Raw genomic sequence first — 14921 nt, 5'->3', positions numbered from 1 at the left:
AAGGCCGGGTTGTGTCCATGCTTTTCTGCCGCTCGCGGCAGGTGAACGGCAAACCGTTGCATCAGCCCTACACTTGTCGCCGGCATAGATCTTCCAAGTCGCAAGGTCGTGACGAGCAAAATTCATCACGATTACACCTTTGATTCCGCGGCGGATATTTTGCCTATTCTTTTCCACATGCCCGATTTATCTCGCGCCAATGGCGCTAATCGTCGCCGATGCACATCGCCCTGCGGCGGCTCTTTTCTGTGATTAATCCTTACGGGTTATGCACTTGATGCGATTAATACTATTGAGTTCTAAGTTTGGTAGCCAAAACTCGATCTATAAAACAAAAAGATAATTTACATGGGATTTTCGGCGTGCGACAGTTTTCGAGCAAATAGCTTATCTTATTGCCAGAACGTTTTCGTAGTTCAGTCATTAAATGAAATAAATTTCAGGTAACTTAGTATGAAGTCATAGGTATCCGAAGTTTATTCCGCACAAATTAACAGGACAATGATTGTCCAAAGTACATCGTCCGTCCGTCCGTTTTCGGCGCGGCGGGTGGACGACGTTCTATTGATCGAAGGGTGTCGCATGCATCGCAACGAAGCCGCTGCCCAGCCCACACAAGCCGTTGCCCCAGCTCCGTCACCGACGGCGAGATTTTGGGCCCGGTTCCTCAACACACTCAACTGGTTTGCCGCCGTCGGACGCGCGCTCGCGCGCTTGGCGGCACGGACCACCGTATCGTCGATCAAGCAGGTCCGCCGATCGCGCAGGCTCTATGTGATGGATATCGTGTCGGCGTCGCTGGCGCTCGTCGCGGCCTTCTTCCTGCGCTACGGTTTCGATGCCATGTCCTCGCGGCCCGAGCTTGCCTGGGCCCTGGCGACCACCGGGCCGCAATACATACTTGCCTGTGCGCTCGCTTTCCCGATCGCCGGTTTGTACGCACGCGATTGGCGCTATTGCTCGGTATCGGACCTGCGCTCGATCCTGCAGGCCGTGTTGCTCAGCTCGGCAGCTCTCGTGCTGATGTCGTTCTTTGCCAATCGCCTTCAGGATATGCCACGAAGCGTCGTGCCCCTCGAGGCGTTGCTTTTGACTGCATTTCTCTCGGCGTCCAGGCTGAGTTTCCGGCTGGATGAGCTCGCATTGCGGCCGGCGCGGCGCCAGCCCGTCGCCGAAGACAATGCGGGACAGATCCCGACCCTGCTTGTCGGCAGCGGTCATGCCGCGGATCTTTATCTCAGGGCACTGCGCCGCGATCCGCATTGCAACCACAAACCGGTCGGCTGCCTCGAGGCGATGCCCGAGCACACGGACATGACCTTGCGGGGTATTCCGATCCTCGGCGCACTGTGCGATTTCGACCGGGTCGTTGGCGAGCTCGCAGCAGCCGGTCAGGTACCACGCCACGTCGTCTTTACCGAGGCGCTCTCGAGTTTCGGCGAAGGTGCCGAGGATGTGGTTCGGCGCGCCGAAGCGCGTGGCATGACCGTGTCACGCCTGACGCAAATCACAGAACTCAAGAGCGCGAAGCAGGAAAGCCGGTTCGAGCTTCGGTCGATCGAACTCACCGACCTGCTCGAGCGTCCGCAGGCGGCACTCGACAACGATGCAATTCTTCGCCTCGTGCGCGGACGGCGCGTGCTGATCACCGGCGCCGGAGGCTCGATCGGCAGCGAGCTCACCCTGCAGGTGGCTGCGCGCGAGCCGGCGGAGCTCATCCTGGTCGAGAACTGCGAGTACAATCTCTATGCCATCGATATGGAGCTGGGCGAACGTTATCCCGGCGTCAAGCGTACGGCGAACCTGTGCAATGTCCGCAGGGCGAACCGGGTCAACGATGTCTTCGCGAAATACCGGCCGGAACTGGTCTTCCATGCGGCGGCGCTCAAGCATGTGCCGATGGTGGAGCTCAATCCGTGCGAGGGGGTGCTGACCAACGTCATCGGTACGATGAACGTCGCCAATGCTGCCCGTCGCTTCAAGGTGCAGGCGATGGTGCAGGTTTCGACCGACAAGGTTGTCAACCCGACAAGCGTGATGGGCGGGACCAAGCGGCTGGCCGAGCTTTACTGCCAGGCGCTCGATCTGCATTGCCTGAAGAAGGGTTCCGGGCCGCGGTTCATGACCGTGCGGTTCGGCAATGTGCTGGGGTCGAGTGGTTCGCTCATCCCGCTGTTCAAGCGGCAGATCGCCAAGGGCGGTCCGTTGACGGTCACCGATCCGCGCATGACCCGCTTCTTCATGACCATCCGCGAGGCGGTGGAGCTGACGCTGCAAGCCTCGGCCTACGGGCTGGAAGGCGAAATCGGAAAGGGCGAGATTTTCGTTCTGGACATGAACGAACCGATCAAGATCATCGATATCGCCCGGCGCATGATCCGGCTTGCGGGCCTTACGCCCGGCAAGGATATCGACATCGAGATCATCGGTTTGCGCCCCGGCGAAAAACTGTTCGAGGAACTGTTCGACACCAACGAGCAGCGGATCAGTTCGCCGATCCCGGGTGTTCTCGGTGCCATTCCGAACGCCGTTCCGCTTACCACGCTGAAAGAGATGTTTGCGCGGCTGAAACTGTTTGCCGAACTCGGTGACCAGACCATGGTCTTTGCGATCATGAACAGCCTCATTCCGGGCTTCGACAAGCATTCTGCCGAAGGTTCACAAGGCGCCTCGTCGCTTGACGGCGAGGAAGCGGCACTGGACGCGGATTCCGCCCATCTTTCCGAGGATGTGCTGCAGGCGGCGCTCGCGAACCTGAGGCAGGGGCCACCTTCGACACCGATGCCACTGTGATCGTCCGTTTCCCGCAAACGCCTGTATGGAGCAGTGCATGTTGATCGATGCGAGCGATTTTTCTCCGGTCAAGCCGCCTGCCCAGCAAAGGGCAGGCGCCATGGTCACGGGAGCGGTCGCGATGGCAGCGGCTCCGAAACAGCGCATCGCGGTGCTCTCGAGCTACAGCCGGTCGTTGACGAATTTCCGGCTGGAACTCTTGCGTCGGCTGGTCCAGGCCGGCCACTCCGTGGTGGCCGTCGGTCCTGAAAAGGACGAGGACGTCGCCAGGCAACTGGCCGGCATCGGGGTCGAGTTCGTCCACGCGCCGATGGCGCGCAAGGGGCTCAATCCGTTGACGGATCTTGCGACACTGTGGTCCTATTGGCGGCTCCTGAGATCGCGTCGGATCGACGTCGTCATCCCCTATACGATGAAACCGATCGTCTATGGCGGCATCGCGGCAAGGCTTGCCGGGGTCAGGAGGCGGTACTTTCTCGTCACCGGCCTTGGGCATGTCTATTCCGAAGCGGCCAGCAAGCGATGGGTCGGCCGTTGCGTCAAGCAGATCAGTATCCGGCTCTACCGATTGGCGCTGAAGGGTGCGGCCGGGGTGTTTGCCTACAACCGCGCCGATTCCGCCGACATCACCAGTTGCGGACTGATGTCGGACCCCAAGGGACTGACGCTGGTGCCGGGTTCGGGCGTCGATCTCGAGCACTATACGTTCTCGAGCCCCCCGGTCGAGCGCCCGGTCTTTCTCCTTGTCGCACGGCTTTTGAAGGACAAGGGCATCACCGAGTATGCCGAGGCGGCGCGCCGGGTGCGCGAGCAACATCCGGAGGCGGAGTTCCGCCTTCTGGGGCAATTCGACCCGGGCCCCGCGGCCATTTCCGCCGACACCATCGACGGTTGGGTCAAGGACGGAAGCCTGACCTATCTCGGTGAGACGACCGATGTGCGCCCCCATCTCGCGGCATGCAGCGTGTTCGTCTTGCCGTCCTACTATCGCGAGGGCATTCCGCGCAGCATTCTCGAGGCCATGTCGACGGGACGGGCGATCGTCACCACCGATCTGCCGGGTTGCGATGAGACGGTGATCGACGGCGTCAACGGCTATCTCGTCGAACCGCGCAACGCCAAGGAACTGGCGGAGGTTATGTGCCGCTTTCTCAGGGCTCCCTCGCTGGTGCCGGAAATGGGGCTCCGCTCCCGTGACCTGGCGCAGTCAAAATTCGACGTTCATGCGGTGAACACGCTTCTTCTGGATCGCATGGCATTGCTCTGACGCCATGAACCTCCCTCTCTTGAACAGCCAAGACGGCTCATTACCCGAAGAAGAGCCGCGTCACCTTTCTCTTGCTGCTTCGTGTGATGTGCGAAGATCTTGTTTGGAACGAACAAATTGCAATATTAAACGTATTCTGCAGTTGTTGTTGTTGATGTGATCGTTGCTATGCATAATTGAATTGGACGAATATTTGAGGCGATTGTCTTGCGATGACAGGCAGTGTCGTTCATATCATCAACGACCTCAACGGAAACGGTGGTGCCGAGCGGCTGGTCGTGGAGATGGCGCAGCGCCAAACGCGTTTCTCGGCAACTGTGATCGTCTGGAAGGGAGCCAATATCGAGCTCCTCGATGACGCCGCCTTTTCTGCCGTGACGATTGTCGCGGTCAAACTGTCAAGCCCGCGGTCGATCGCAAGGGCATGGGGCGCCATGCGGGCGGCGGATCTGGTTCACGTTCACCTTTTCCCGTCCCTATATTTTTGCGCACTGCTCCCATTCCGCAAGATCTACACCGAGCACAACACGTGGAATCGCCGACGGGCGAGGGGTTGGTTGCGCGGGATCGAGCGTTGGATCTATGGCCGGTATGATTGCGTGGCGGCCATCAGCGAGCCGGTTCGCGAAAACCTGCAGACCTGGCTCGCGCCGATGGCGGCAGAAATCCATCTGATCGAAAACGGGGTTTGTCTCGAACGTTTCGCGTCGACGCGGGCCCGTGGACCGAAGGTGGATGGCCGGTTCTACATCGGTATGGTCGGCAGTTTCACCGATAAGAAGGACCAGGAGACGATCGTGCGCGCCTTGTCGCTGTTGCCGGACAATGTGCACGCGAGTTTTGCCGGCGTGGGAAGCCGCCGATCTCTCGTCGAAGAGTTGGCGGTGACGCTGGGTGTTCGCGACCGGGTTCATTTTTCCGGCCTGGTCCGGGACATTCCGGCATTTTTGAGCCGTATCGACCTTTATGTGCAGTCCTCCCATTGGGAGGGCTTCGGAGTGGCCGTGGTGGAGGCAATGGCCGCGAACCTGCCCGTTCTCGTCAGTGACGTTGGCGGGCTGGCGGTGGTCGTCGACGATGCCGCCTATCGATTTCCGGCGCAAGATCACCGGCGTCTCGCCGAACGCATCCTTGCCCTCGTCGGGGGCGAGGAGAAGTACGGCGATGCCGCTGCCTATGCGCGGCAACGGGCGCAAAGTTTTTCGATCGAGCGAACCGTCTCTTCCTATGAAGATCTGTATGAACTGGTCAAATCGGGCCAACGGGCATCGGTTGCCACGGGAGCGGACGCCGGGCCGGGCAATGCCGCAGTCACGCGAGGCCCGCCCAAGGCGCGTCGCGATATTTCGGATTCGCTTCGTGCACGGTTTGACGAAAATTGACCCAAGGACCTTGGAATTGCGGAGAGAGTTGATATCATTCCGCTATTATTTTCGAATATACTGAAATTCATCTGTTGTTGTTTTCGAAGTTTTGGAAGCCGATGACGGCCAGTTCTCTTTCAAGACCTTTGTAGCAAGCAATCAATCTGCCTACGGCAACGCAGGCGGCACGGTTGAGACGTGAACGCACAAAGCCTGGTTCAGCAACTGGCAGTCACAATTGCACAGGTAGTCAGATGATGGTTATGAGCGCCCGGCAGTTTTATTCCGGAAGTGAGGCCTCCACGGATTACACCCGGGAGTCGGAGTTCTTTGCAAAATTGAAGATGCGGAACGGCACCTTCAAGCTGACACGGCCATCGCGCTTTCGTGAGCTGGAGACGGCGTTCAGGCCGGTGCTGACCGAGCGGTCCGAGCGCTTGCGCGAGGCCCTCGACGTCGGCGTTTCGACCGGTGTGACGACGGTTGAACTGTTGCGCTACCTGGAGACATGCGGCGCGGCGCCGAGGATCACCGCAACTGATCTTTTCATAGACGCCCATATCGTCGAAGTGGCAACGGGAATTCGTGTTCTCGCCGACCCGGAGGGCTGGCCGCTGCAATACGATGTCGCCGGGCTTGCGATCCGGCCGTGGATACGCCGGCTTGACTATGTGTCCCTGGCCTTCATACCCCGCCACCTCGCCAGCACCATCCTGCAGCCGCGCCTGCGTGCGCTGATCCGCAGCGGCAGGAGCGAGCCGGTGCAGATGATCACGCGGTCGTTGTCGGACGCCGATTCCATCGCGTTCGTCGAAGATGACATCATGCGGCGCTCGGCCGATTTCGCCGGCCGCTTCGATCTCGTGCGCGCCGCCAACATTTTGAACCGGAGTTACTTTTCGAATGATCAGATCCGCACGGCGGTCGCCAATATCCACTCCTATCTGAGCGGCCCCGGGAGCCTCCTGATCGTGACGCGGACGAACGAAAAAGGCGAAAACGGCGGCACGCTCTTCGAGGTCGGCGCAGATGGTTCGTTCTCTGTGGTGAAGCGGGTCGGCGGCGGTTCGGAGGTCGAAGACCTGATCCTTGGATATCGTCCGTCCTGAAGATCCCCGGCACTTGATCTGCCACTGCAAGGGGCGCGCTTGTCGCGAACAGCGGACCTGCAATCAATGCGTGTGATTTTGCAGCCGGGCGCGCCTTCTTCGCGAAACGGTAAACCGTCGGGTCCGAGGCTTGACTGCATCAGGGCGGCAAAGGAGGATCGCGGCCGGACGCAGGGTGGCGCCAGGAGAGATGTAGGGAAAGTGGCGGCTTCGCGCAGGCAAGCAGCGCCGGTATTCCTTTAGTCCCGGGTGCACCTTGATGCGGTGTCGTGAGGGGAAATCGCGTGAAGAGGATTCTGGTTACCGGTGGAGCTGGCTTCATCGGCGCGCACATCGTTCGCAAACTGCTGGAGACCGGCAACGAAGTGGTTGTCCTCGACGACCTGACATCAGGAAAACTCGAGAATATCCCGAAGGCCGCCACGTTCATCAAATGCTCGATCCTCGATGGCGAGGCCGTTCGTCGCGCGCTTGAGGGAGCCGATGCGTGTATCCATCTGGCCGCGGTCTCATCGGTGGAGCGATGCAGACGCCATTTGACGGCGTCGCACGCCATCAACATCACCGGGTTCCTGACGCTTATCGAGACGCTTGCCGCTGCACGCGCCGATCTCCCGCTTGTCTACGCCTCGTCCGCCGCTGTCTATGGGGCAAGCCAGGATCTGCCGCTGTCGGAATCCGGTCTCTGTGCTCCCCTCTCGCCCTATGGTGCCGACAAGCTCTCCTGTGAACTGCATGCGCGCTCGGCCTACGAGGTCTACGGCATTTCCAGCATTGGCCTCAGGTTCTTCAACGTCTACGGGCCGGGGCAGGATCCATCATCTCCCTACTCCGGCGTCATCGCGAAGTTCGTTCAGCGGTTGAAGGGCGGCGAAGCGATCACGATCAACGGAGATGGCTGTCAGACCCGTGACTTCGTCTATGTCGGCGACGTCGTCGAGGCGCTCGTGCGGGCTGTCGGCCGTTTCCAAAAAGGTTCCACCATCATCAATGTCTGTAGCGGCACCGAAACGTCGATCAACGATCTTGCCCGCATCATGATCGAAGAAACGGGTTCGGCCTCCACGGTTCGCCACACGGAAGGCCTGCCCGGCGAAGTCCGGCGCTCGCAGGGATCGGTCGAGACGCTGCGCGCCACGCTCGACTATGCGTGCCAAACGGATCTTCGCGCCGGTCTTTCGCAGCTGTTGCGTTGACGAGCAACGGCCGTGGTGACGGCGCCCCCTCAAATTTCGCCCGCCATTCCGACGCAAACGGGATCGCGCGGGCTTTTGCATTCAACTTGTGTGTTGTAGAAAAGCCGAAAGCGACCCAGGCGGGAATCGCGAGGAGGAAAACGCATGGGATTGCTGACGCTTCAACATTTCGCGGGTTGCGTCGGCGAGGCGTTCGACCTGTCTCTTGGCGAAAGCACTGTCCCGCTGACGCTCGCAGAGGCGACTGCGGCTACGACCCCGATTCTGCCGGGAGTGCTTCGGGCTCCGTTTTCGCTGCTCTTCCGCAGCACTTCGGCGATCGTCCTGCCGCAGCAGGTCTATCGCCTGAAAAATGCCTCGCTCGGCCCGCTGGACATCTTCCTCGTACCGGTAGCCCGTGACAGGCAGGGTATCGTTTATCAGGCCGTTTTCAATTGAGGTGACGACGGGCCGTTAAGCGAGTCGCGCTTGGGACGGTCTCGAAGCGTCCCACTCCATATGAATGTGCGTGCCTGCGTCGTTTGTCACGCGGAATCCCAGACGGGTATAAAGGGCCTGGGCGCGGAAATTGCGCTGTTCGACATGCAGGGAAATGGCAGCTGCGCCGGATGCCTTTGCCTGGTCCTGGATGGCCGATATCAGTACACTTCCCCTGCCTTGCCGGCGCCATTCCGGCAACAGCCCGATATCGACGATCAGCCAGTTCTCTTGCTTGTTGTCGAGATAGAGACGGCCGACCGGTCTGCCGCCGATTTCGATCACGAGAAACTCCGCCTCGGGAAACACGGCCGTGTAATGGCGGTGTTGCAGCAAGAACTGCTGCTCAAGAAACGCATGCTTCTGCTCGGGCGACCATGGCACGGGGGCCATTTCGTCCACCCGGAAGGAACGGTAGAGCTCCATCAGAAATGGAACATCTGCCCGTGTTGCATGTCGCAGCGACATGCCTGTGACCGTGACGGCAGGCTGATCGAGCCGCGACGCAAACGTGATTGAGGCAACTTCATCCGGCCGCATCATCCGAAAGACGGGAAGGCGCCGGCAAGAGAGATGCAGAAGTTCACCGCAAGATAAGGCTGCCGGTTTTCATGCGACTGTCCATTGCCCGTCAAGCCGATCATGGCTGGTGCAAACTGTGCATATGGGGTGGCATCCAAAGCCATCATCTGGCTTTGGGCGGGCAGGGTCAGCGAATTGCCAGGGGAAGGTGTATTTGCCTTCTTTGCCGCGTCTGACTGGTTGTAGATCGTAAACGCATGAGAATGTGCCGTCATTTCCGTCGAGTCCAGCGTATGATCGTATTCGCCGAACGTCTCCCCGATGTCCCGGGGCGTCAGGCCCGGCCCCGCGCCCTGCGTGCATCCGGCGCGTCCGATGAAATTCGGTAGCCGGAAATTGGTGCGGCCATCGCCTCCATAGATTGTGCCGATCAGCGAGAACAAAGCAGTGTTCTGCTGGATGGGAAAGAGCGTGCCGTTGCAAAGCGCCCAGTCTTTGGGCGCGAAGGGAAAGCCGAACAACTGGATTTCACCTACGAAAGGCTCTGACATTATTATCCCCTTGCTGTGAGATCGAGGCTCGTTCGATCAGCCTTGCGACGGAAAGATGCCGGCCGTGGCGATGCAGAACTGCACCGTCAGCGTCGGCATCAAGTTGTTGTGCGGTGTTGAATTGCCTGTCAGCTGGGTCGAGTGCAGCGAGGTGTTGAAACCGGGGAGGTTGGACGTGTCGGTTGCGTAGAGGGTATCGCTTCCCAGCGTACCGAGCTCCATCGTCGCATCGACCTTTGTGCTCTCAGCCGTCGCCGTAGTGGCAAATATCGGATGGCTATGCGCAGGCAATTGCGTGCTCACGAGCGTTACATTTTCGGTGCCGCCCCTCTCGCCGAGACTGCGGGGTGTCAGCCCCTGTCCATTACCAAAATGGAGGGGCACGCGACCGCGCATGTCCGGTACGGCGAAGGTATTCACGCCGTCTCCGCCATAGGTCGTGCCGATGAGCGCATAGAGCACATCATTTTGTGCGATCGAGAGCAGAGTGCCGTCGCACGCCTGCCAGCCGAGCGGCACGCGCGGAAAACCGAACATCCGTATTTCCCCGAGAAAGGGAGTGCTCATTCTTGACCTCCGACGGCTGGGCTCAATTGCGCGACGGGTAAACACCCGCAAGTGCAATGAAGAAATTGATCACGTTGTATGGTTGCATGTTGGGGTGAGGCTGATTGCCACCGGTCGGTGCGACGGTTTGCGGAGACAGCAGAACCTGTACACCACCGGTCTTGGCGTACACCGGCGTGGAGGTGGTGCCGAAGAGCTTGCCTTCCGGATTGCGCTCCCCGCCAGGAGCGGTCGCGCCATTGCCAATGTGCGAGTGGGACGGGATCTGCTGCGAATTCAGCGTTACGTTCTCCACGCCGGCGACTGCTCCAATCCCGTGGACTGGAGGTTGCCAGCTCGGATCGACAGATTGTCCGGCCGACACGGGTGTGCGTCCCTGCAGGTTTGGCAAGGCGAATGTCGTGCTGCCATTGCCGCCGTATGTCGTTCCCACCAGGGAAAACAAGGCCTGATTCTGGCTGATTGCCATGATCTGCCCGTTGCACAATGCAAAAGAACGCGGCGCAAAGCCGAATCCGCCCATCATGATCTGCCCGACAAAAACCTCGGCCATTGTTCCCCCGATCAACAAACGTGACGACTCTGGATTTATCCCCGCAGCCACTCTCTCCTATAACGAGCAAGTTAGGAAGAGGGGTTATAGAAGATTTTTTATTAGCTTTCGCGTAGAAGTGGTGCGATTCAGGGTTGTAGGACTCGAAATTACGTGTCACTCAATAGCCGAGGCGGTGAACGGACTGATCGTGACGATGGACTTCCGTCCATGTGGCGTGCAGTGCGCACGGGGGCGGGACATGTTGAAGAAGTCAATCGGTCGGGCATGCCTCGTGGGCGGTCGTAGCCAGCCGTTATCTTTACTCCTTGGTTTCCTGTTGCTGCTGTGCCTGGGAGCGTTCTGGCCGGCTTCCCCCGCCAGGGCGGGTGCCTGCGGAACGACCCAGAACATCTCGGTGGCGTCCGGCGGGACAAGTATCATCACTTGTTCCGTATGGGGTTTCATCCCTAACCAGGGGACGCCTCCGAGCCACGGTAGCCTGACGTTCGGCATGCCGACGAATACCAATGCCCTCATTTACACCAACAACGGGGACGGAGCGACATCCGACAGCTTTATTGCGTACGATGAAAGCATGTCGTCGCCTGTTACCTTCAACGTGACGATTGCGCCGTCGAGCTCGCCGTTGACGGTGACACCGGCGAGCCTGCCGACCCCCGCTATCAGCTCACCTTACAGCCAGACACTCACGACCACCGGCGGCACGGCGCCCTATACCTATGCGCTCACCGGCGGGACGACGCTGCCACCCGGCCTCACGCTCTCGGCTGGCGGCGTCATCTCGGGAACGCCCACCGGTTCGGGGCCATACAATTTCATCGTGCGGGTGACCGATTCAACGACGCCGACGCCCCATACATATGACAAGAGCTACAATCCGACGATCGCAGCGCCGGTGATCGACGTAACGCCAGACAATCCTCCGGACGGTGGCGTCGGTGTCCCCTACAGCATGCAATTTACGGCGAGCGGTGGCACGCCCGGTTACACCTACACACGCGACAGCGGCACTCTGCCGACCGGCCTGAGCCTTTCGTCCAGCGGCTTGCTGTCCGGAACACCCACGGCGGCAGCAAGCTTTACGTTCAAACTGAAGGTTCAGGACAGCACAACGATTTCGACGGGTGGCGTCCATTTCCTGGCGCAGGACATTACGGTGACCATCAACAGCTTCCCGCCGGTGACTTTGTCGCCTGCGAGCGGTTCGGCACTTTCTGCCGGGACGGTGGGGACTGCGTATTCGCAGAGCGTTTCGGCGACGGGCGGTTCAGGCACGATCAGTTATACGGTGACGACCGGATCGCTTCCGGCGGGCCTTACACTGAATGGGGCGACCGGGGCGATCACCGGGACGCCGACGGCCGCTGCAATCGGCACTGCGAACTTTACGGTTACGGCGACGGCGGCCACCTCGGGGTCGGCCTCTGCAAATTACTCGATCACCGTCTCAGCGCCCCCGGTGGTGCTGACGCCTGCAAACAACACTGCCTTGTCGAGCGGTACGGTGGGCGTCTCCTATTCGAACACGTCGATTTCCGCGACCGGCGGGGTCGGCGCCATCACCTATGCCATTTCGTCGGGCAGCCTGCCGGCGGGCCTCGCCATCAATCCGTCGACCGGCGCGATTACGGGGACGCCGACCAACGCGGCCTACGGAACGGCCACGTTCACGGTGAGGGCTACGGCCGCGACTGTCGGGCAAGACTCCAAAACCTACTCGATAACGATTGCAGCGCCACCGGTGGTGCTGACGCCCGCGAGCGGTGCGCTGGCCGGCGGCGTGGTGGACATGACCTATCCGGGCGCGTCGGTCACCGCGAGCGGCGGCCTCGGAGTGATCAGCTATTCGGTGTCTGCGGGCGCGCTTCCGGATGGATTGACTTTGAGCTCGACCACCGGCGCGATCTCGGGCACACCGACGGCAGCCGGCTATGGCACCAAGAACTTTACGATCACGGCAACGGCTCTCACCGCCGGATCGGCAACCGCAAATTATTCGATTTTGATTACCGCGCCGGCGATGACATTGACCGCGGGCGGTGCTTTGGCGGGTGCCACCGCAGGCACGCCCTATTCCGACACGTCGATCACTGCAGCGAATGGGCTTGGCACGGTCACCTACGCGGTGACATCCGGCGCCCTGCCGGCGGGCCTGTCGCTGGATCCGTCGAGCGCGGCGATCACCGGCACGCCCTCGATTGCCGGTCCTTACAATTTTGCGGTCACGGCGACTGACATGCATAGCCGCGCCGCGACCGAGAGCTACAGCATCACAGTCGCCGCCGTGGCTCCAGGCGCACCGACCGCGGCCACTGCGACGGCGCTTGATACCAGCGCGGACGTGAGTTTCGTTGCGCCGGCCTTCAATGGCGGCAGCGCAATCACCGGCTATACCGTCACGTCGAGCCCCGGCGGGTTCACGGCGACGGCCGTCTCAAGCCCGATCAGCGTCAGCGGTCTGACCAACGGCACCAGCTATACGTTCACGGTAACCGCGACCAACAGCGTCGGCGCTGGGCCGGCTTCCGGAGCCTCAAACGCCGTCACGCCGCAAGGAAGTCAGGCGATCACGTTTACCAATCCGGGGGCACAGACGTTTGGCACGACACCCACCTTGACGGCAACGGCGAGCTCGAGTTTGCCAGTGGCGTTTACATCGTCGACGGCGGCTGTGTGCACGGTGACGACCGATGGTGATCTGACCTTCCATCAGGCTGGCAGCTGCACCATCCAGGCAAATCAGGCCGGTGACGCTGCCTATCTTGCCGCGCCGCAGGTGAGCGAGACCTTTGCCGTCGATGCGATTGTTCCAGACGCGCCGACGATCGGAACTGCAACGGCCGATGTGTCTTCGGCCTCTGTCGCCTTCGTCGCGCCGGCAAGCTCTGGCGGTGCATCGATCACGACCTATACGGCGACGTCGAACCCAGGTGGTTTTACCGGAACGAGTGCAACCAGTCCGGTCACGGTGAGCGGCCTTACCAACGGCGTCAGCTATACGTTTACAGTCACGGCGACCAACGTCGCCGGCACAGGGTTGGCGTCTTCGCCGTCGAATGCGGTGACGCCGCGGGCAGCCCAGACGATCACATTCGCCAATCCCGGCCCGATGAGTTTTGGCACCACGCCGACATTGACGGCGTCGTCCAGTGCGGGCCTGCCCGTTGCCTTCACATCCTCGACCGCGGCCGTATGCACGATCACGCCGGGCGGCGCCTTGACCTTCCACAGCGTCGGCAATTGCACCATCGCTGTGGACCAGGGCGGTGACGGGACCTACCTGCCAGCGCCGACGGTAAGCGAGACGTTCATCGTCAATGCGGTCGTGCCAGGCGCCCCGACCATGGGCACGGCTATCGCTGGCGACGGCGAAGTGTCCGTCAATTTTACCGCGCCGGTAAGCGCCGGCGGCGCATCGATCACCGGTTACACGGTCACGTCCAATCCGGGCGGTTTTGTCGGAACGGGGTCGTCGAGCCCGGTCACGGTTCCCGGCCTGACCAACGGCACGAGCTACACATTCACCGTGACGGCGACCAATGCTGCGGGAACGGGACCGGCCTCAAGCGCGTCGAACGCGGTGACGCCAAAAGCGCCGCAGACGATCACCTTTGCCAACCCGGGCCCGCAGGATTATGCGACGCCGGTCACCTTGAGCGCGACCGCCAGTTCCGGACTGCCGGTCACATTCCAGTCGGGAGCGCCGACCGTCTGCGTCGTCACACCGGGCGGAGCTGTCAGCTTCCGCAACGGCGGCACGTGCGTGATTGAAGTTTCGCAGGCAGGCGATGCGGCCTATCTGGCAGCCGCCAACATCAGTCAGTCGTTCTTGGTCTCTTCGCCGATCTTCGCCTTTACACCGGCCGCCGGCGCCTTGCCAATCACCACCGTGGCGTCAGCCTACAGCCAGAGCTTCAGTGCCATCGGCGGTACGGCGCCCTACACCTATTCGATTGCCAGCGGAACCTTGCCGGCGGGGCTTTCGCTCGATGCGGCGGGAACGCTTTCCGGCACGCCGACGGCCAACGGCGACTTCACCTTCACGGTCGTGGCCACCGATACCTATAATGCCGTTGCATCGAGCGGCACCTATAGTTTGCATGTGCGGATCCAGGCGCCGATCGCCGGCGCGACGGCCGCAACGGTTGCCGCCAACTCATCTGCCAATGTGATTGCGCCCGATCTGAGCGGCGGTGTGGCAGCGTCGGTCACCATCGCCACGGCGCCTTCGCACGGTACCGTGGTGGTGGCGGGGACCGAATTCCGCTATACGCCGACTGCAGGGTTCTCGGGCTCCGATAGTTTCACCTACACGGCGACGAACACGACCGGGACCTCTGCCGCAGCGACGGTGACAGTGACGGTGTCTCCGCCGACATTCGCCTTCACGCCGGCTGCGGGTGCGCTTGCCGGTGCGACGGTTGCCGACGCCTATGACCTGACGATTGCCGCCGCCAACGGGGCGGCTCCCTACTCCTATGCGGTCACCGGCGGCGCGCTTCCGGCCGGCTTGACGCTG

11 protein-coding genes are annotated in these 14921 nt (G+C 61.1%); 7 read left to right on the top strand and 4 right to left on the bottom strand.

Features of this window, described 5'->3' with window-relative positions; genetic code table 11:
- Window positions 1-582 precede the first annotated feature (582 nt).
- The 6 genes from VGO12_RS16420 (at window position 583) to VGO12_RS16395 (ending at window position 8167) form a co-directional block, all read left to right on the top strand.
- Window positions 583-2793, top strand: a complete 2211-nt coding sequence (locus VGO12_RS16420) for a polysaccharide biosynthesis protein (protein WP_414650734.1) — start codon at window positions 583-585, stop codon at window positions 2791-2793.
- A 37-nt stretch (window positions 2794-2830) separates the two neighbouring features.
- On the top strand, window positions 2831-4060 hold the full coding sequence (locus VGO12_RS16415) for a glycosyltransferase family 4 protein (protein ID WP_327513807.1): 1230 nt from the start codon (window positions 2831-2833) through the stop codon (window positions 4058-4060).
- 212 nt (window positions 4061-4272) lie between these two features.
- Window positions 4273-5442 carry a glycosyltransferase gene (locus VGO12_RS16410; RefSeq protein WP_327513806.1) on the top strand — a complete coding sequence of 390 codons (1170 nt, stop codon included), beginning with the start codon at window positions 4273-4275 and terminating at the stop codon, window positions 5440-5442.
- Between the two features lie 239 nt (window positions 5443-5681).
- Window positions 5682-6533, top strand: coding sequence for an ATP-binding protein (locus VGO12_RS16405; protein WP_327513886.1), 852 nt, complete (start codon window positions 5682-5684; stop codon window positions 6531-6533).
- Window positions 6534-6817: 284 nt separating this feature from the next.
- Entirely contained in the window at window positions 6818-7729 is a 912-nt protein-coding gene (locus VGO12_RS16400; protein WP_327513805.1) for an NAD-dependent epimerase/dehydratase family protein, read from the top strand.
- A 144-nt stretch (window positions 7730-7873) separates the two neighbouring features.
- A complete protein-coding gene (locus VGO12_RS16395; RefSeq protein ID WP_327513804.1) occupies window positions 7874-8167 on the top strand; it encodes a DUF6916 family protein in 294 nt (97 codons plus the stop codon).
- Window positions 8168-8182: 15 nt separating this feature from the next.
- Here the strand turns inward: VGO12_RS16395 and VGO12_RS16390 are convergent, their stop codons facing one another.
- Genes VGO12_RS16390 through VGO12_RS16375 form a run of 4 tightly spaced genes read right to left on the bottom strand, consistent with a single transcriptional unit; the run spans window position 8183 to window position 10399 of the window.
- Window positions 8183-8749 carry a GNAT family N-acetyltransferase gene (locus tag VGO12_RS16390; RefSeq protein WP_327513803.1) on the bottom strand — a complete coding sequence of 189 codons (567 nt, stop codon included), beginning with the start codon at window positions 8747-8749 and terminating at the stop codon, window positions 8183-8185.
- Window positions 8746-9279, bottom strand: a complete 534-nt coding sequence (locus VGO12_RS16385; protein ID WP_327513802.1) for a phage tail protein — start codon at window positions 9277-9279, stop codon at window positions 8746-8748. The genes VGO12_RS16390 and VGO12_RS16385 overlap by 4 nt, the downstream gene beginning before the upstream one ends.
- 36 nt (window positions 9280-9315) lie before the next feature.
- The gene (locus tag VGO12_RS16380; protein ID WP_327513801.1) at window positions 9316-9846 is read right to left on the bottom strand and encodes a phage tail protein; all 531 of its coding nucleotides are present in this window, start codon (window positions 9844-9846) and stop codon (window positions 9316-9318) included.
- 22 nt (window positions 9847-9868) lie between these two features.
- Window positions 9869-10399, bottom strand: coding sequence for a phage tail protein (locus tag VGO12_RS16375; protein WP_327513800.1), 531 nt, complete (start codon window positions 10397-10399; stop codon window positions 9869-9871).
- 577 nt (window positions 10400-10976) lie between these two features.
- On the opposite strand from VGO12_RS16375, the gene VGO12_RS16370 reads away from it, so the two are divergent.
- A partial coding sequence (locus VGO12_RS16370; RefSeq protein WP_327513799.1) for a beta strand repeat-containing protein occupies window positions 10977-14921 on the top strand: 3945 nt, incomplete at its 3' end.

It is taken from the genome of Ensifer sp. (genome assembly GCF_035999135.1).
GTDB lineage: Bacteria > Pseudomonadota > Alphaproteobacteria > Rhizobiales > Rhizobiaceae > Ensifer.
Note: the sequence above shows the minus strand (reverse complement) of the source record. Positions and strands in the feature narration are given on the sequence as shown.